The organism is Micromonospora sp. WMMC250, assembly GCF_027460215.1.
Taxonomy (GTDB): Bacteria; Actinomycetota; Actinomycetes; order Mycobacteriales; family Micromonosporaceae; genus Micromonospora; species Micromonospora taraxaci.
The window spans coordinates 7,316,790-7,335,347 of sequence record NZ_JAPZBJ010000002.1; the positions used below are offsets into that span (position 1 = coordinate 7,316,790).

16 protein-coding genes and 1 pseudogene are annotated in these 18,558 nt (G+C 66.4%); 14 read left to right on the plus strand and 3 right to left on the minus strand.

Annotated elements, in window-relative coordinates:
• Nucleotides 1–124 precede the first annotated feature (124 nt).
• The 4 genes from O3438_RS33275 to O3438_RS33290 all read left to right on the plus strand — a co-directional run bounded on the left by O3438_RS33275 (nt 125) and on the right by O3438_RS33290 (nt 5,086).
• A complete protein-coding gene (locus O3438_RS33275; protein ID WP_269683421.1) occupies nt 125–586 on the plus strand; it encodes a hypothetical protein in 462 nt (153 codons plus the stop codon).
• A 212-nt stretch (nt 587–798) separates the two neighbouring features.
• Nucleotides 799–1,050, plus strand: a complete 252-nt coding sequence (locus O3438_RS33280; RefSeq protein ID WP_269683422.1) for a hypothetical protein — start codon at nt 799–801, stop codon at nt 1,048–1,050.
• A gap of 300 nt (nt 1,051–1,350) precedes the next feature.
• Nucleotides 1,351–2,094, plus strand: coding sequence for a hypothetical protein (locus O3438_RS33285; protein WP_269683423.1), 744 nt, complete (start codon nt 1,351–1,353; stop codon nt 2,092–2,094).
• Between the two features lie 445 nt (nt 2,095–2,539).
• A complete protein-coding gene (locus tag O3438_RS33290; RefSeq protein WP_269683424.1) occupies nt 2,540–5,086 on the plus strand; it encodes an EAL domain-containing protein in 2,547 nt (848 codons plus the stop codon).
• Nucleotides 5,087–5,095: 9 nt separating this feature from the next.
• Here O3438_RS33290 and O3438_RS34400 read toward each other — a convergent pair.
• Nucleotides 5,096–5,944, minus strand: a pseudogene (locus tag O3438_RS34400) (DUF6545 domain-containing protein); the annotation flags it as partial.
• Between the two features lie 580 nt (nt 5,945–6,524).
• Between O3438_RS34400 and O3438_RS33295 the strand changes: the two are divergent.
• The gene (locus tag O3438_RS33295) at nt 6,525–6,989 is read left to right on the plus strand and encodes a helix-turn-helix domain-containing protein (protein ID WP_269683842.1); all 465 of its coding nucleotides are present in this window, start codon (nt 6,525–6,527) and stop codon (nt 6,987–6,989) included.
• 51 nt (nt 6,990–7,040) lie between these two features.
• Here the strand turns inward: O3438_RS33295 and O3438_RS33300 are convergent, their stop codons facing one another.
• Nucleotides 7,041–7,652 (minus strand): phosphoesterase PA-phosphatase, encoded by a 612-nt coding sequence (locus tag O3438_RS33300; protein ID WP_269683425.1) that lies wholly within the window; start codon nt 7,650–7,652, stop codon nt 7,041–7,043.
• Nucleotides 7,653–8,025: 373 nt separating this feature from the next.
• Between O3438_RS33300 and O3438_RS33305 the strand changes: the two genes are divergently transcribed.
• From O3438_RS33305 to O3438_RS33315, 3 genes are read left to right on the plus strand one after another with little or no spacing between them, the layout of a single operon-like run.
• Nucleotides 8,026–8,466: a hypothetical protein gene (locus O3438_RS33305; RefSeq protein WP_269683426.1), complete on the plus strand. Its 441-nt coding sequence runs from the start codon at nt 8,026–8,028 to the stop codon at nt 8,464–8,466.
• A gap of 11 nt (nt 8,467–8,477) precedes the next feature.
• On the plus strand, nt 8,478–9,707 hold the full coding sequence (locus O3438_RS33310) for an MAB_1171c family putative transporter (RefSeq protein WP_269683427.1): 1,230 nt from the start codon (nt 8,478–8,480) through the stop codon (nt 9,705–9,707).
• 8 nt (nt 9,708–9,715) lie between these two features.
• Entirely contained in the window at nt 9,716–10,546 is an 831-nt protein-coding gene (locus tag O3438_RS33315) for an SAM-dependent methyltransferase (protein WP_269683428.1), read from the plus strand.
• Between the two features lie 1,017 nt (nt 10,547–11,563).
• Here the strand turns inward: O3438_RS33315 and O3438_RS33320 are convergent.
• Complete coding sequence (locus O3438_RS33320) at nt 11,564–12,100, minus strand: hypothetical protein (RefSeq protein ID WP_269683429.1); 537 nt, start codon at nt 12,098–12,100, stop codon at nt 11,564–11,566.
• A 1,641-nt stretch (nt 12,101–13,741) separates the two neighbouring features.
• Between O3438_RS33320 and O3438_RS33325 the strand changes: the two genes are divergently transcribed.
• The 6 genes from O3438_RS33325 to O3438_RS33350 all read left to right on the plus strand — a co-directional run bounded on the left by O3438_RS33325 (nt 13,742) and on the right by O3438_RS33350 (nt 18,553).
• Nucleotides 13,742–14,119 carry a hypothetical protein gene (locus tag O3438_RS33325; RefSeq protein WP_269683430.1) on the plus strand — a complete coding sequence of 126 codons (378 nt, stop codon included), beginning with the start codon at nt 13,742–13,744 and terminating at the stop codon, nt 14,117–14,119.
• 79 nt (nt 14,120–14,198) lie between these two features.
• Nucleotides 14,199–14,921, plus strand: coding sequence for a tryptophan 2,3-dioxygenase family protein (locus tag O3438_RS33330; RefSeq protein WP_269683431.1), 723 nt, complete (start codon nt 14,199–14,201; stop codon nt 14,919–14,921).
• Nucleotides 14,922–14,983: 62 nt separating this feature from the next.
• Nucleotides 14,984–16,087, plus strand: coding sequence for an aminotransferase class V-fold PLP-dependent enzyme (locus tag O3438_RS33335; RefSeq protein WP_442929688.1), 1,104 nt, complete (start codon nt 14,984–14,986; stop codon nt 16,085–16,087).
• Entirely contained in the window at nt 16,084–17,322 is a 1,239-nt protein-coding gene (locus O3438_RS33340) for a tryptophan 2,3-dioxygenase family protein (protein ID WP_269683432.1), read from the plus strand. The genes O3438_RS33335 and O3438_RS33340 overlap by 4 nt, the downstream gene beginning before the upstream one ends.
• The gene (locus O3438_RS33345; protein WP_269683433.1) at nt 17,319–18,236 is read left to right on the plus strand and encodes a nitric oxide synthase oxygenase; all 918 of its coding nucleotides are present in this window, start codon (nt 17,319–17,321) and stop codon (nt 18,234–18,236) included. The genes O3438_RS33340 and O3438_RS33345 overlap by 4 nt, the downstream gene beginning before the upstream one ends.
• Nucleotides 18,233–18,553, plus strand: a complete 321-nt coding sequence (locus O3438_RS33350; protein ID WP_269683434.1) for a nitric oxide synthase oxygenase — start codon at nt 18,233–18,235, stop codon at nt 18,551–18,553. Before O3438_RS33345 ends, O3438_RS33350 begins: the two co-directional genes overlap by 4 nt.
• Nucleotides 18,554–18,558: the final 5 nt, after the last annotated feature.

The window sequence follows — 18,558 nt, forward strand, 5'->3', positions numbered from 1 at the left end:
TTGGACCTGACTGGCGCCGCCGACATTGCGCACGTGTCCCGCCTGGTCGGCGCGAGGACACGTCACCGCAGCCGACCCATCGACTGAGACGGATGCACGTGCCGATCCGGGCGGCTACGACGTCGTGCTCGCCCACCGTCAGCCAGACCCCCTCGACGCGCTCGCGCCGGTGATCGCGCTGCTCCGCTCCGGGGGGTGGCTCATCCTCGCCGGCACCATCGTCGCCCCGCCGGTCATCTACGCCGCTGTCCCGGGTGGCACCACCATCATCGACAAGGTTGTCCGGGCAATCAACGCTCTTACTCCGTCTCCGGCCGTCTGTCCCTCTACCGACGCCACCATCGGGCTGCTCGTCGCCCTGGGCATGGACCAGGTGTGCGCGACTACGCATACCGAGACCAGCCGTGGCGGCGGACCCGGATGCGCCCTCTACCGCCACGCCGCCCGGCACCTGCGGGATCAGCTCACCGGCACCGTCGGGTTCACCAACGCCGAACTCGACCAGTTCGACCTACTCATGCAGGACACCGGGGTCCTGCTTCGCGTCGGCAGCAGCGTCACCCTCCACGCCCGAATGGCTACCTGATGCTGACCTCCCCGAAGCCGGCAACCAAGCTCGCCTATCGGCATAACGCTGGGTGGGTCGCGGCCACCATCGGCTCACCCGCCTACGTCCCCGACCAGCCCACTCAAGAGACGCCGATCGCGACCGACACATCGCTCAGTGAGCGCAGCCCTGTCCTGTGCGCCAGGCCAATCTGACCAGGCGGTGAGGAATTGCGCTCGGACGATGGGTCGATGGCAGGCAAGCGGCACCGAATCTACGCGACGCTGCTCGAGGATCCCACGCGGGCATGGACGGTGCGCGAGCTCGCCGGCATGGTGAACAGCCCTCCAGAGGCCCCTTCAGAGGGCACCGTCCGCGACACCTTCAATGTGCTGCTCGCTAACGGACACCTGCGGCAGGTGCCACACCGGCGATCCCTGACGGCCATGCTCACCGACCGCGGCCGACAGGCACTGACCAACCTGCTCAGCAGTGCCACCTAGCGCCTACAAGCCGACCAAACAGACCGAGCGACGTCCATGCGCATACGTCCCGACTGCCAACCGACCACACCGACGCCGGGTCGCCTCACCGCCGAAGCGTGCCAGCGCCAGCCCTCTGACCACTTACCTATCCAGCGAGGAATCATCGCCGCGATGCCCATGTCCCGAACGACTACTCTCGCCCACCTGGTGATTGCGAGCGCTCTCGGAGTCCTGTTCACTGCCTGCCAATCAAGCACCCCCACCGGCGAAACCGGCTCGCACCCTGCGTCCGCATCACCACAGCAGCAGAGCACCACGATGCCTGCAACGGCCGCCACCGATCCCGGCCTCACCCCGCACCAACGCCTGATGACACTGGCCTCGAGCGTCGCCAGCACCCCCGCCGATGCCTCCACCGGCCTGCCGTACACCTATCTGCACACTCAGTCGTGGACCCGCGCTACCAACGTGATTACACGCTCTGATGTGCGTCGCTGGCGCCGCGACTCCGACAGCTCCGGCCGCGAGTTGACACGCCGCCTGCGCGATGTGCCTGGCCTCACCCACCGCCCGACACCGGCTGAGCGGAGTAGTTTCCCGGCAGCACCAAAGAAGACCACGCGATACCTGGCGGGCGAACTGCAGCCGTATCTGGCGGAACCGCTGCCCGTCGATGCGACCACGCTCGCCGGCTCCCTAGCACCACGCGAGCTGGCTAACGAGCCTGCCTACCCTCGCATGCTCGTCCACGGCGTCATCGGCCTCGCCACTAGCCAATATCTCAGCCAGGAGCAGCGCGCGGAGACTCTGCGCGTCCTGGCCGGCGTGCCGAACATCTCCTTCGAAGGCGAGCAGACAGACCTGGCCGGACGGGCTGGCCTTGACTTCAGCGTGACTGCCGACGGCTCCACAACGCAGCTCATCCTCAACCCTGGCACCGGTGAAGTCCTCTCTGCTCATGAACAGGTGACCGGCGCTAGGGCGGGCCTGTTCTCCCTCGTGCTGATCCTCGAACGCGGCCGCGCCGCCACCGACACCAGCACACCTTCCTCACGACCCTGACCTAACCGGCTCGTCGGGTGGGGGAGGCATGAATTGAGCGCGCAAGATCGGCGGGGACACGGATCTGCCACCCGCGGCGTGGATCCCGCGTCCATCCCCTTAGTCATTTCTTCGTTGCACCGAGTGACCAAGCTGCGAGCGTCAAGGGCGATGGCGTACCTCATGTGGCGGCGTGGTCACACTAAGCCACCAACTCTCGCGCCGAGTCCCCAGGCGATTGCCTTTCGTTACGTCGGTGAGTCCCAGTGCGCGGTAAGTGACGAAAACGACTCTTTGCAGTTGATAATGGTCTACACGCGGTCATATGTTCCCACCACGAGAGAGATAGGAGAGGGGGTTCAGTGATGCGCAAGGGCGTTGAGTGGGACTAAGGTTGGCTTCACCTGTTAATGTGGACGATCTGCTGCAGAGAGGGCTCGGGTTGATGAATACGGGGGAATGATTGATGTCATCCCGACGACGCGGGCCTGCGCTGGTACTGCTGACGATCACAGTCTTTGCGGCGGCGTTCTCAAGCGTTCTGTGGGCGACGATAAACCTACGTCAACCGACACCGTATTATTCGGTGTACCCGATCATGGGCGCGGCCGTGATGGCGGTCGGTGCCATCTTTTCGGCGCCTGTGCCCCCCCGTATACCTTTTCGGATCACGCTGACGCCGACCGCGACGCTGTTATGCGCATCAGTCTTGCCTGTGCCGTGGGTAATTATCTGCACAGCTGTCGGCGTCAGCGTGGCCCGAATTCTCACACGATACCCACGTTCCGCTGGTGTGCATAAGGCTATCCACAACGTCAGCATGGATATCGTAGCCGCCGCGCTGGCCGCCGTAACTATGCACGCCTTCGGTATACGCCCGAGATTTGAGGACTCGGGGCTGGCAACTTCCCGGTGGCAACTCTATGTACTCGGATTCCTTATCGCAGGGATCGCGGTGCTAGCTCTACAGGAAATAGTCACGACGGCCGCAGCGACGCTGGCTACTGGACGTCCCGTCCTGACGGTTCTGCGCTACATGTGGCGTACACGACTGATCGTGGGGTTAGCCGAAGTCGGCACGGCAGGCTTGGTTTCGGTTCTCACCAGCCTTGATATGCGGGCTTTGATAGCTTTGCCTGCCGCGATGTTGGTCCTGCACCTGGTGCTGACACATCGCCTTCGGATCCGTGAGGAACGGCGCGCGTGGGAGCACCTCGCTGTACTGAGCGATGCCTTGGCCAGCCGGGACATCGATGTCGTGATCCGGACCGCGGCTGCCGGGGCGGTGAAGCTCTTCGGTGCTCAGGCTGCGGACATCGAGATTGCCGGCGGCGGCCGGTTGGTACGTGCCGATCGCGACGCGGCGGTGGTGTTCGACGGTCCAGCGGAAGAAGTCCCTGTGTACGCCGCCGGCGCCCCGCTGCCGATCGCGCACGAGATTGGTGCCAATACGATTGGACTGCAAGGCACGTTGAGACTGTACCTTCGGGGTCCTCGCGACAGGTTGTCCGCTCGCGAGCGCTCGACCCTGCGGGCGTTTTCGGCGACGCTGTCGACGAGCCTGGACATCGCGCATGCCTACGCCTTGATGAGGCACGAGGCGCATCATGACCGCGACACCGGCATGCCGAACCGGGCGACGCTGCTCACCTGGGTTGCTGAGAAGGCTTCGGACACCTGTCACGTGGTGGCAATCCGGCTAGAGAACTATGAGTTCCTGGCTGACGCGGTTGGTCGCGATAAGGCTCTCGTCCTGCTGAACGAGCTAGCGACACGGCTCAGCCGCACATCGAGAGACGCGGCGGAGGTCGCCCGGGTTGGCGACGCGGAGTTCGCACTCGTGATGTGGGCTACGACAGAGATGAGCGCCTACCAGCGGGCGTGCTACGCCGTGGCAACCCTGCGCCGACCCATCCACGTCGGAGGCTCGCTGCTAGCGGTCCGGGTGAGCGCAGGCATGACCTCGGGCGCCCCCGACGAAGCCGCCTCTCTACTCGACGCGGCGGAGCGGGTGATGTGGTGGGCCATCCGTCAAGGCCAAGACCGTTTGGTCACGTATCAGGCTGGCCCGATCCAGAGCGTTCCGCTCGCACGAGAGCTCGACGACGCACGCATGTCGATCTCCTTCGAACCTATCGTTGATCTCGCCCGCGGCAGCATCACGATGGTTCAGTCCGTGCCCCGTTGGCTGTACTCGCGCTATGACGTGCTCGCCGCCGACGGGTACGCGTACCAACTCCTTGACGACCAAGACGCGTTGGAGGGTCTCGCGAGAACAGTGTTGACCCGATCGATAGCCGCCGCCGCGACGTGGCGGAACGCGCTCCCACACGCTGCACTGGTCGTGCCGGTCCCCGCCCGCGCCGTGACACCCCGGTTTGCCGATGGGTTGCGAGAGGCGCTGCAAGGCAGCCTGGCAGGCTCCTCGCTCGTGCTCGCACTAGGTCAGGCAGCGGATCTACCTCCCGGCGATGCCTCGGAGCAACTCCGTCATTTGGGTGTCCGGCTGCTGTTGGAGGACTACGGCAGTAGTACACGGAGTATTGAGTCGCTGAATGCGGCACCGTGGCATTTCCTGCGAGTGCACCCGGCCTACGCGCTGGACGCGGGTTGGCGCCCCGCGCGGTCGGTAATACGCGCGGCCGTTGACCTAGCGGTAGATCTCGACCTAGCAGTCATCGCCCCGGGCATCGCCAGCGACGACGAGCGACGCGAACTAGCTGCTCTCGGTTGCGCCCTCGGAAGCGGCCCGCACTTCGGCGGCGAGATGTTCCCGTCCCAGATCAGGGATCACGCGACACTCTGGCAGCCGTCAGCTTTGGACGCCGCTGCAGCGCAGGTCCTGCCGCTCCGTCTACGCCGCGCCGGCCCAGCCGTTTCGAGTCACAGCCCTGTTCAGCGGGGCGATCGGGAAACTATCGAAGCCCGTGGACCTAGGTTCCTCGGGCCGCGAGCCGTAGGCCACCGGGCTCCAGCGAGCGAGTTCCGCAGCGACGAGGGGGGAGTCATGTAGCGCAAGACCGACCAGCGCCAGGCGGCGGGCCTCCGCGCGAACGTCATATGTGGCAAGCCGTCGCTGAGGTAACGGTGGAACGTCATCCGAGGGGGACTCCGTTTGATGGCGCCGTAGGGCCACCGCCACCTGAGCCGCCTCGACCACCGCAGCCGTACTGGTGGCATCTAATTGATAGCGCTGGGCACGCTGGGTCGCGCTGTTGTGTACCTGCCGCGAGTACCACGGACGCAGCAACCGCAATGCCTCGTGCACCTCGACGGCCCGCCGGTATCGCTGGCGGCTGCCGCCAATTTCTACCGGGACCCTTTCAGTAGTAGTGGTGGTGATGATTGCGGCCTCTGGCATGCCCGCTCGCAGGGTCATCCACAGCTGGTTGACCTGCCAGTCCGTTCGGCGATCGGTCCACCAACTCGTTGGCCACCACAGCCGCTGGCTGCGGATCGAGTTGGCGGTGCCGGAGGTCATTGCCCGGCTCGCGACCGTCGCAGCGTTGGCCAGCCGCTGGAAGAGCAGGTCCGCTGCCAGCTCCGCTTCAGCCTCAACGGCTGCGTCGACCTCGGCATGCAGGGCGTCGCCACTGTGGTTGAGGACAAGGTGAGCCAGCTCGTGCAGGATGCCTTGCGTTCGAGGCAGCATCGGTAGGGCTGAGTCAACAATGATGACGTCTGCGTGCTCGAGCTTGATGAGAAACGCAGAGGGGAGGTCCATACCGAGGTGTTCGCCGCGAAGGTGGATCGGGCGGCCTCGGCCGTGGGCGATAGCCTCGCACCAGGCATCGACGGTGTATGGAGCGGGCGGAGGCGGCAGCCCGGCGTCCCGCAGGCGACGTGCGATACGGCCGCGTGCCCAAATCATGTGGGCCTCCTGGCATTACAGTCGGTCGGTGACCAGAGCCCCAGCGACGGTCGCCGGCGATGTGAAGACGGCCGTCCAATGCTCAGGTGAAGCCGCTGAGCGCGACGGTCTGCGGGGACAAGGTACTGGGAAGGAGCGCGGCTCCCCCTGTGCCACGTGTGGTGCTGTTGCAGGTCGCTGCCGCGAGTGTCGGCCAGGATCGGCAGTGGCCCCGAAGTCTGCTGCTCCGAGGCCACTGACGCCAGCTCGCTTCGACGCAGGGGTGCCGCGTGACGGCAACCGCGGCAGCATGTGCCCCGCGGATATCTGCCTGGCGAAGGCTCTCCGGCGCGCATCGCGCATCCCCCCGATCCCGCTTCTTCGATGCGCTGCCCGTCTCCGATCCGGCATCGCCGGTTCCGCCAGGTGTCGAAACAACGGACACCTGTTGCAACACTATGGTTGTCCGATACCGTGTCACTGCCACAGCAGTGGCCGTGCCCGAGCAAGCTTTGCACCGTGCGGCACGGCTTCGCAACTGTTGTGGTCGGAAATTCACTTTGCCCACGATAGTGGCGCGTCGAGGAGCTGGGGAGTGACCATGACGGACTCTGGGGGTGGGCCAGGGTCGCACCCTTCGGCTGGGCCAGGCTCTGGACTCTCCACGTTCGCGGGTCGACTCCAAGCTCTGTTCGACGAACGCCTGAACAAGGACACGGAGAAAAAGTTCACGCCCGAGGAGGTCTCCGCCGCCACAGGCCTGTCGGTGTCCTATTTGAACTATCTTTTGAGCGGCGAGCGGGACAACCCCACCATGAAGACCGTCCAGCGTCTGGCTGACTTCTGGGGTGTTAGTCCGAGCTACTTCTTCGACTCGGCCGAGCCTGCCGGCCATGCTTCGGCTCCCGAGGCGGACCCTGACCTCGCTCAGATCACAGTCCTGGCGCGAAACCTACCTCCCGGCATGCCGAGGGCTACCTTGCGGGCGATTGTTGAGGGGGTTGCCGCTTTGGAGGCGCGGCGGAACCCCCCGCCGCGTCGCGGCGGTCGACCCGGATCGGCCTGACACGCCTGAACGAACGGCAAAGCTCCTGGGTGGGCGTGGACACGCCGTCGGTCAAGCCAGCACAAGGAATATCGGCATCGAGATGACCAGGCCCGCGCCGGTGCCAGCCACCACCTGAGCAGGCGTGTGGTCGCGCAGCCGGATGCGGGACCAGCCGATAAGGGCAACAACCGGAACAGCGAGAAGCAGCAGCGGTGGACCAAACACGCTCACCAGCACGGCGGCCGAACCAGACGCGACTGCTGCGTGCACGCTGATCTTCCAGAAGAGGTTGACCGCGGTCAAGATCAGTCCGATGGCGAACGTCGCGACGACCAACGCCGTCAACGAACGGGGCGCGCCGAAGCCAATCAGTATCGCTAGTCCGCCCAAGACCGACAGCAAACCCCACACCATTGGTGCTCGGCGCTGCTCTCTAAGCCCGACGTGCCGGTCGGTGAGCTGACCCCGGCGGACACCGAGCCAAACGACGCTCCTCGGGAAAACCGAGCAGAACAGCGCGGCCGTCAGGCCCCAGGCGAGTCCGATGCGAGCAGTGGCTGCACTTTGGATCCCGATGACGATCGGCATAGCACCCGTGAGATGGGTCGGAGCGAAAACCTCTGTCGCTACGCGCGCCACTCTGCCGGCGAGGCTGGGGCGCTGGGGCAGGTCGATAATCACGTTCAAGGGGTAGGCCTCTCCGTGGACACGCCATCACCTCACTGGGCGCGTGCGAAGTGCGATTCGCCCCGTTTGGCGATGCTTCAGGACACTCGTTTGTGGAAGTTCCATGGCTGCAAGCGGTAGAGGGGGTGCCTCCGGAGCGTGTTGGTGGCTATGCTGCCCCCTTAGCGTCTCACCACTATTGTGGTCGGCTCTTGAGCGTAGTCACTGAGCGGCCACTTAGTGGCGCCGGGGCGCTGCTCGGCGCACGGTGTGCCTCGGCGCGCCCGCCTCAGGAGGTGAAGGTATGTGGCGGCGGCAAGAGCGCCGGGCTGAGTGGCTGCTCCGTCGGGTGGCGGTTGAGCTACCCGTGCCGTTGACGGTCCAGTCCTTGATCGCGGCACTGGAGGCTGCACGAGACCGGCCGATTCAACTGGTCGCGATGACATCTCAGACCTCGACCCTGCCGTGCGGCCTATGGGTGGCGACGCCCGAAACGGACTACGTCCTCTACAGCAGGGCGACGTCGATGGTCTTGGAGGTGCAGACCCTCCTGCACGAGCTCATGCACATGGCACTGGATCACATAGGCAGCCCTGTAATAGACGGAGCCGGCGAGGTCATGGCTGAAGTGTTCAGCCACGAGGGCGTCGACTCTGTGATGGCTCGATCGCCGAGGAGCTATGACCAGCAGCAGGAGCGAGACGCTGAGGTGGTCGCGACATACCTCGGGGCGCGGTTGGATGGCCTAGGAGATGTCGTCAACGTCGCTGGCCTTCACGACGACGCCGCCGCAGTGGTGTACCGCATTGCTGCAGCTTTGACGGACTAGACGGGGCCAACATGCTGGTGGCGATCGGTCATATAGTCACTGCGGTGCTCGCCATGGCGGCGTTTCTGATCAAGCTCGGAGCGCTGAGGCGAGACCCTGAGGATCCCAAAATTCAGGCGAGCGTCGCAATCTGCCTTGGCTGCGCAGTGGCCGTACTCGTTGGCTGGGCGCCGGTGTATACCGCAGTCGATCAAGCTACCGGTATACCGAACGTCACGAAGATCCTGGAGAACGGCTCCGTTCTGGTAGTGGCTGCTGCGGTGCAGGTGTTGTTTCTGTATCTCGGTGACCCGGAAAAGGCCCCGAGGCGGCTGCGGGTCCGGTTGGTGCTGCTTACCGCCGTACTTTGCCTGATGGTGGCCATGTTCGCGGCGGCCGACGTCACTGTGTCCGAGCCTCTGCACTTCGCGGAGAGGTATGCGGAATTGCCGGAAATCGGCATCTATATGCTGGGTTATTTGATTTGCCTAGCTGTAGCAATTGGCGATATTCTGCGAATGTCGATCCGCTATGCGAAGTTCGCCGAGCGACGGCTGCGTGTCGGCATGAGGCTCCTCGCGATTGGCGCCGCCTTCGGTGCCGGATACGTAGTGCACAAAGGTCTCTTCATTGCCTTGAAGCTACGAGGCGTCGATCCTCCGTGGTCTGAACCGATCGTGTCGCAGGCGCTAATCACGTTGGCGCTGCCGCTAGTGTGTATCAGTCTCGTGCTCTCGTCCGCATGGAAATTCGCTGATGCGGTGCGAGCGCTGCCGCGACGACGTCGCCTGTACCGGCGACTACATCCACTGTGGTACGCCCTCTTCCAGGCGACGCCTACTATCGCGCTTGACCCTCCTCGTAAACCTGAGCGGGCTAGAGGTGTACTGCTGAGCGCTGGACAACAGTTGTATCGGCGATGCGTAGAGATCGCCGACGGCCTACAAGCGCTCGGCCCGCTGGACCCAGGAGTCATTGCTGAGGCGCAGCGAAGCGCGGCAGGCGCAGGTTACAGCTTCGACCGGGCTGCGGCGGCTGGCGAGGCAGCGGCAATTCTAGCCGCCATGCAAAGACTCAATTCACCGGCAAAAGCCGGGCCGGAACTGCAGGAGGAGCCCGGTCTGGAGCCGCAGGAATCGCGTGTCTTACATCCGGATGTCGAGGCCGATGCGCAGCGGCTGGCCTTGGTATCGGACGCGCTCGTCGAGCTGATGGCAAGGGATTCCAATAGCGCAGCGGTAGTGCCCGCGCATCGGAAGTAGGAGAAATCTTGACTGACCAGCGGACTCCTGCCAGCGGCGTGGACTTCGGTCGCGCCACGGTCGCCCGTATCTACGACTACCTCCTGGGTGGTAAGAGGAACTTTCCCGCTGATCGGGCGGCGGCGCATCAACTCCTGCAGGCCGTCCCGGAGGCTCGGGATATTGCCTGGTCGAATCGCCTGTTCCTGCGCCGAGCCGTACATGTGCTGGCCGAGGCCGGCATCCGGCAATTCCTGGACTTAGGCTCGGGCATTCCTACTCAAGGTAACGTTCACGAGGTCGCGCAAGCAATCGCTCCGGACAGCCGAGTGCTCTATATCGACATTGACCCCGTCGCGGTTGTCGCATCCAACGAAATCCTGATGGGCGGCCCGCACCGCGCGCTGGAAGGCGACTTCACCCAGCCTGAGCTTCTACTGGAAACCCTCAGCGACAGTGACCTTGCGACGGTGATTGACCTGAACAGGCCAGTCGCTGTGCTCTACTGTGCGGTGCTTCAGCAAGTGCCCGACAATCGGATAGATGCCGTTATCGCACCCATCCGAGACCAGCTTGTCAACGGAAGCGCGATGGTCATTTCGCACCTGAGCGCCGCAGACGTAACCGACGCCTATGACCAGGCGACCGTCTCCACGGCAAAGGGTGTTTTCAAAGCGCAGGCGGCCACCGAAATCACACTACGAACGGACGCGCAGCTCGGCGCTCTGTTTGGTGACCTCACCATCATGGCACCCGGACTGGTGCCACTCAGCGATTGGCGTCCAGAGTTGAGCGGGCCCGACCCCTACGCCACTGCACCGACTCGGTCGCCGATGCACGGAGCCGTCGCTACGCGCTGACGTCTGATCGCTGGAAGTGCCGGTGCTGACCAGCCAGGTATCGGTACTGGTCGAGTTGCCTTCATTGGACCGAAGCTGTCCGGTCGATGACGTAGTGACGGGAGCCGCTACCAGCGGGCGTTTCAGGCTTGGCGCACTTCCATCGCTCGTCGCTGCAATGAGCTAGGCCAGATGTCGGTGGCTTCGGCCATAGTCAGCACCTCGCCCTTCAGTGGCTTCTCGTTTGCTGGAGTCGGGGTTGACTCGGCTCCCCGAACGCCGGCCTTTCGGGCATGGAGCTGACCTGTACTACGTGCGTGCGCAAAGCCGCCGATGATGGGGGCGTGGGGTCGGACTCTGGCAGCCGTCTGCCTGATTGCCAGGAAGGGGACCGCCGCATTCGCTGCGGGACCAGGGCGGGGTGATGGGACGCTGTGGCGCTGGTCATCACTTTGTCGGTGCAGGCGTTCATACTCGGGATATGTCAGCTCGTGCCGCTAGCCCGTGTTGTGACGCCACCGGGGGCCGGCGCCATTTGGCCTCGGTCTACGCCGCAGGGATCAGGACGGCCCACACCCGCACCACCATTCTGGCACCGCGAGTTTTGGTGGTGCGGGGCCGTAGCGTGACGACGTCGACCACAGGGCTGGCGGAGCTTCTGCGGCCGCCGGTCCAGCCGCGGTCACCCCGCCGGCCCATGGTGTTGGCGTGGATCTGCGGCGGGTTGCTGTGTCTGCTGGCCTACGGCGTTGTCGTGGCGTCGGCAGATGACCGCGCGGCATGCGCCCTGATGATGGGTCTCGTCGGTTTGGTGGGTGCTCCTGCGGCGGTTCTCGCACTGGCTCGGTCGAGTAGCCGCCGCAGGAGCACACTGGCTGGCCGTGCATGGCAGGTCTGGCAGGCGGGATCGTGGTGTGGGCAGTGCGGGCAGGCGACACTTCCCGTGCCGTGGGCGGCCCGCGAGGTCGTCGTACCGGCGGCGGCTGTGCATCACGCCGTCGAGGAGATCGCCGCCGGGCGGCTGCCAGCACTGGCCGGCTACCGCTGAACGGGCGTCGGGGCGGCCTGTTCCCACAGGTCGCGTAGTGGCAGCCACGAGGAGGCCAGCTCAGCCCAGTAGCAGGTGAAGACTCCTGCGATGGGCTTCGTGGGGTCGCTCCACCAGATGGCGACCACGACCTGTCCCGCCCGGTCGCCGGTGGGGATTCGGTAGGCGTACTCGATGTACTGCACGGTGCGACCGGCCGCGGTGAGCTGCTGCGTCGGAGCCGCCGCACCCGGCGCCAGGGTGGCCGCATTGGCCGCCTGCCTGCGGTATCGGGCCTCTGCGGCCTCCCGGTCGGCGAGGGTGCGGTACGTGATCCAGTAACTGGTGACGATGCCTGCGGTACAGCGGGTTCGAGTCGTCTCACCGTTGCTGCGCTGCGCTTCGCTGATCGCATCGATGGAACACCCTCCGACCGTGCCGAGCCAAGGATCGGCGAAGTCCGCGACGTGGGGCGCCGGCAGGCTAGCCCGGTTGACCGCTGCCTGGCGCTGCGCGAATGCTGCGCCAGCAGATGCGGTGGGCGCCAAGGCTGTCGGCGTCTGACGCGGCGGTGGCACGACCGCGTAGTGCAGGCCGAATCCGATGGACGCACCCGTGAGCAGGGACGCCAGAGCGAGCGCCGCAGGTCCGCGCGCCCATCGCCTCCGTCGGCCGCTTCGGTCACCGGCCGCCAAGGACCCTGCCGGGTCCGAGCCAGCGGGTTGCGTGCCGGTGCTGATGCCGTTGTTAGGTGAGGTAGCGGTGCGGCGAACGGGTTCGACCGCAGGCGCCCGGCCGGGCGCGGTGGTGGGGACATCCTCGATCGAGGATGGCCAGACCGCCCGGTCCGGGTGCTGCGTCGTCACTGGCTGCTCCTTCCGCCTGCGTCAGCTGGGCCAGCTTGTGCTCATCGTGGCTTCCGACGGCCGGCCAGTAGCAGCGCGACGCCGGCGATGAGGGCCGCGCCCCCAGTGGCGGCGATAGGAGCGATATTCCCGCCGGTCACCGGGAGCGACGGTGCCGATGATTCGGCGGTACCGCCGCCGTCGCTGCTCGGCTGGTCGCCCCCGTCCGTAGCGCCCCCGCCTGGCTGCTGCGGATTCCGCCCCCCGCTTGGCGCACTGCTCGACGGCCGAGGACTTGCCCGGGTTGGTTCCGGCGCGGGTGGGGAGTCGGGCGGGGGAGTGCTCGGATCGGGCTCCGGCGGCGTGGTGGTGGGATCGGGCGGGGCAGTGGTGGGGTCGGGCTCCGGCGGAGGATCGGTCGGGTCGGGAGCACTGGGGGCGGTCGGCCTCGACGTTGGGGGCTCCGTCTCGACGGTGGACCGTTGTGGCTTTGGCCTGTCAGGACTGGCCGTAGCGGTCGCCGAACTCGAAGGGCTCACCTCCGCCCTCGCTGGTGACGCGGACAACGCGCCGATTGTCGCAAGGACGAATGCCGAAGCCGCCAATGCCGCTAGGCGTTGCCGCACCTGCGATTCAGGTTGATTCACGATCTAATACCTCCCCGTGTTGCACGGTCCTGGCCGGCGGTGGTGCAAACTTCCGCCGCCTCCAATGGCGGATTGGACGCTAGCGTTTCCACCACCGACGCACCAGCTTCACCATCTCCGCGACCTGCCTTTATAGCCACTGTTTGCGCAGCTCAACATGGCTGCGGCTGGCCTATGTGGTTGTTTGGCATCCGGCCAGGTGTAGTCGCATTGGTAGACACACACAAAGGTGCTGTGGTGGATTCGAAGCCGAAACAACCCAGTCCTCAACAACGGGGGAAGGGACATGGGTTCAAGCTCGCCGCCATATTGGGGTGGGCTGATGCGCTGCGCCCCCAGATAGGTGCTGCCGCGAATGAACGGTCGAGCAAATCAATCCATCTCTGGCGTGAGGGGCAGCCGAGAACGGCAGGCAGCTCTCGCGCTGATGCCCTCGGCTGATGACGCAGGGCACCGCGTGAGCCTGCCTGCTCGCAGAGCTGCTTCGGCTCTTGTCGTGCTCCTCGGTCTTGCAGCATTGGCGCTGACCGGCTGCTCGGGGGCCGACGACACGTCCGTGACCGCGCCGGTGGCGCCGTCCTCCACCGCGGGATTCGGCACTGCTGGGACATCCACGGGCCCACCAGCGACCTACCGAAGCGTTGGCGCGCTTTGCCCGGCGCTGGATTTCCGGCCGCTAAGCGAACTGTTCGGCCCGGTGGGACAGCAACAGCACCAGAGCCGTCCGGTCGGTGCCACCACCAACCTGACGTGCACCGCGACGCTCGGTCAACTGCCCCGAGGCGTCGTCGTGACCGTGGCGGCCACCATCGGGGCGCCGGAGGCCGGGCGGGTCATGTACGAGGGACTGCGCCGCGTTCATGACGAGGCCGAGTCCGTTCGGGACCTTGCGTCCCTGGGCGCTGGCGCCTACGCGTACACCGACGCGGCCGGAAGCCACATCGTCACCTACGACGCCAACCTCTACCTCACGCTGACGGCCGCTCCGCTGCGCCTTACCGCAACCCCGGACGCCGCCCTGGTAGAGCCGACGTCCCGCGTGGCCGCGTCCGCGCTGTCCGCGCTGCGCGCCTGACCCCTACCTCACGCCTAACCCATACGGCATTCCCGCCGGGCCGCGGCGTAACCGATCCGATCCATGCGGAGGACCACCCTTGTCCACGACACCCCTGCCCGCAGTGCTGCCCGGCACCGCAGCGACCGACTACGCCCGCTACATGCGTACCGACGTACTGCTCTCCCTGCAACGCAGCACCACCGATGGGGCGCACCCCGACGAGCTGCTGTTCCAGGTCGTCCACCAGTCCTCGGAACTGTGGTTCAAGCTGATCTACGACGAGTTGGCGCGCGCGCTCGACCACATCGCCGACGACCACCCCGGCGCGGCCGAACTTCTCATCCAGCGGGCGGCGCAGAGCCTGCGGCTGGTCACCCACCAACTCGACATCCTGCGGCACCTGCACCCGATGCAGTTCGCGTCCTTCCGCGGCGAACTTGGCAACGGCTCGGGCTTCGAGTCGCCCGGCTGGAGACTGCTGCGCCAGGCCACCACCGAGCTCGACATCGCGGTGAGCCGGCTACTGGCCTCACTCGACCTCACGCCGATCGACCTCTACCGCGGACAGCCATCCGACCCGCTCTACCGGCTCGCCGAAGCGCTCGTGTCTCTCGACGAGCAAATCGCGCTCTGGCGCACCCATCACTACACCATCGCCACCCGCATCATCGGCCACGGCGTGCTCGGCACCCGCAACACCCCAGTCGACAGCCTGACCCGGCTCATTTCGCATCGCTGTTTCCCCACGCTCTGGGAGGCGCGCACCGAGCTGACCGAATCCAGCCCTCGCGGTCGCCAGAGCAGGCAGGCCCAGCAATGAGCGCCACAGCCGTCCCGATCCCGGCGGGCATCCGCCGCCGATTTCCGAGCCTGGAGCAGACGGTGCACCTGGCCGCCTGCAGCATCGGCCCGCGCAGCACCGCGATGGACCAGGCGCTGGCCGCGATGTTAGACGACCTGTCCCGCCCCGGCTTCTGGAGCGCCGCCGAGGAACAGGTGACCGACGCCCGGCGCCGATTCGCCCACCTCATCGGCGCAGAGGTTGACCAGGTCGCGATCCTGCCCAACGTCAGCGTCGCCGCCCACCAAGCCGTCTCCAGCCTGCGCTGGCGGCGCCGACGCGACCTGCTGAGCACCACAGCCGAATTCCCCGGCGTCGCGCACGTATGGCTGGCCCAAGAAAGCCGCGGAGCGCGAGTGCGCTGGTGCGGCCCCCGCGCCGGCCGGGTCAGCTCCACTGACTACCTGCGCGCCATCACCACCGACACCGCGCTGGTCTCCGTGCCCGCCGTCACTCACCAAGACGCGACCCGCCTGGACATCCGACGCGTCGCAGACGCCGCCCACGCCGCAGGCGCTGCCGTGATCGTCGACGCCTACCAGGCCGCCGGCGTCATGCCCTTGCACGTCGACGCACTGCGCTGCGACTACCTGATGGCCGGCACCGGAAAGTATCTGCTGGGCCTGCCCGGAATCGCGTTCCTCTACGCACGCCACCCCAACGGATCCGCCCCGGCCCTGACCGGCTGGCTCGGCCGTATCGATCCGCACGCCTTCGACGCGACGCGACTCGACTTCCCGGCGCACGCCCGCCGCCTCGAGACCGGCACACCATCGGTACCCGCGGCGTACGCCGCCGTGGCCGGACTGTCGCTGATCGAAGACCTGGACCTGACCGCGGTCCGTGAACACACTCAACGGCTCCTGGCCTCCGCCGCCGACCGGCTCACACGGCAAGGCGAGATCGTGGACCTGGCGCCCAGGGAGGACGAGCGAGGCGCGCACCTCACGCTGAGGGAGCCACGCGCATGGGCGATGGCCGTCTGGCTTGGGGACCACGGTATCGCCGTCGCCCCCCGCCGCGGCGTCGTACGCCTCGCCCTTCACGCCTACACCAACGCGGGCGACATCGACGCACTCTGCGACGCCATCGGCGAGTACCGAGTCAAATCCCGCAGCGGGACGCCGATCGGAGCATCACGGTGACCAGCGCGCAGCCCCTGCACCGGTGGCTGGCGCAGCGCCGCCCCTCGGCCGACCGTTTCCCCTTCGACGCGGTCGCAACGGCCTACCAGCACTACGGCAAGCACTTCATCCCCGACGAGTGGACACAAGCGCTGATCGCCGCACGGGACCGGCTCCCGCAGCTCAATGGCGCCCGCACCACCTACCTGTCCGCGTTCCTTTCCGGAGCGCTCGACAAGATCGACGGCACCTTCGACTACCGCTCCTACCTAGGGTTGGCTCTCCTGCCGATACCGGACGCGAGCCAGGGTTCGGGCGCGGCAGCGCAACAGCTCGCCAACCGCGACCGCCTCCACGCGATCCTGCTGACAGACCTCATCGCCTTCGAGCTCCGAGCTGCCCACGACGACCAGGCGCCGCTTCCACAACTGCGCCCGACACCGGCTGTGGCAGCAAAAAGACTGCGACACGCGCTCCGCGCGGTGATGCCAGCACTGCGGCGCCTCAGCTTCGTCGAGGACACGACGGGCCCCTCAGAAATCGCTCAGCTGCGACGCGTGACCGCCGCCGTCGACGTGGATCTCACCGCAGAGGACCGACGCGCCCTGCAGGTCAGCATGCTGCCGGTACACACGATGCACGACGAGTGGATGTTCATTCGCGTCTTGCAGGCTTTCGAGACGACCTTCGCGTTGCTGGCGACGGACCTCACCGAGATCATCAACGCCGTACAGGCCAGCCGGATGCCGCTCGCCGCGACCAGACTGTCCGCAGCTGCGTCACTGCTGCGCGAGAGCGCCTCGCTCTGGCCGCTATTGGCCACGATCCAGCCCGAAGCGTTTCACGCGTTTCGCCCGTATACCGACGGCGCGAGCGCCATTCAGTCCCGCCACTACAAAATGCTCGAATCGCTGTGCCGCACACCAGACGGCAAGCGTCTGAACTCTCCCGCGTACCTGTCGGTTCCCGAGGTCCGCACGGCGATCATGCAAGGCCAAGTCAGTCTCGATGACGCCCTGGCGGCGGCTCAGCAGTCGGCCTCCACCGACATATTCCTCACCGCCGCGATGCGCGAGTTCACCGCAGCGATCACCCAGTGGCGGCAGACCCACTACCGCCTCGCCGTGCGCGTCCTCGGACCCGAGCGCAGCGGCACCGGCTACACCCAAGGAACCCCCTACTTGCACCACGCCCGCAGCGAGCCGGTGTTCCGCCACCGCCCACCCGCCGACCCGGACGCCGGAGTCGACGGATGAACACTGCAGACGTCGCCAACCCGTCTACGTCGACGACGCAGAACTCTGTCCTCGACGAAGCGCATGCCTTCCTCCGCTTGCTGCACCATGAGACCGGCCAAGCGGGGTTCACCCGGCGCTGGCGTGATGTCCGCGCGGAGATCACCACCACCGGCACATGGCGGCATACCACCCGGGAATTGACCTACGGCGCCCGGGTAGCGTGGCGCAATTCCGCCCGCTGTATTGGCCGGCTGCGCTGGCAGAGCCTGCAGGTACACGACAACCGCCACACCACCGACGTCACCGCCGTGCAGCGTGCACTCGTGAGCCACCTGCACCACGCAACCAACGCCGGCCGCATCCGGTCAACCATCACCATCTTCCCGCCCGTCCCGGCAGGCGGCTCCGCGCCCATACGCATCATCAACCCGCAGCTCGTCCGGTATGCCGCCTGGACCGATCGAGGACACATCCTCGGCGATCCTGCCAATCTCACACTCACGCGCCTGGCTACCACCCTCGGCTGGCCGGGCCCGCCAGATCGCGAGCCGTTCGACATCCTGCCGTGGATCGTCGCCACCGACGACGGCCACCTACACGCGCTACCCGTCGACCAGACCGACATCCTCGAAGTTCCGATCCAGCACCCGCAGCACCGCTGGATCGCCGACCTCGGACTGCGGTGGCCGGCGGTGCCCGTCATCAGCAACATGCTGCTCTCAATCGGCGGCGTGCAGTACCCCGCCCCGTTCAACGGCTTCTTCATGGGCTCCGAGATCGCCGCCCGCAACCTTGCCGACGCCGACCGATACCACCAGATACCCGCCGTCATCGACGGCCTCAAGCTCGACGAGAACGACCGTCTACGACACGACAAGCCCTGCTCGTGCTCCACGAAGCGGTCCTTTACAGCTACGAGCGCGCCGGCGTGACGATCACCGACCATCACCGCGAAAGCGAGCACTTCGCGCGGTTCGTCCGCCGCGAAGAGGCCGCCGGCCGCACCGTCGTCGGCGACTGGACCTGGTTGAACAGCTACCCCATGACCCCCCAAGACCCGTCCTGGAAGCGCTACTACAGCCCGGCCACCCTCCGGCTGGCCCTCTGCCCCGATCCCGCCGCGGCCATCCCCGCCGCCGGGACCGGTCTGAAGGTCCCCGACACGGGCTCGACGGCAACCGTCGCCGAACCCAACCACGAGCGCGCCGCTCCCTCCACGGCCGCTGCCGTTTGTCCCGCAACAACCTAGGAGGA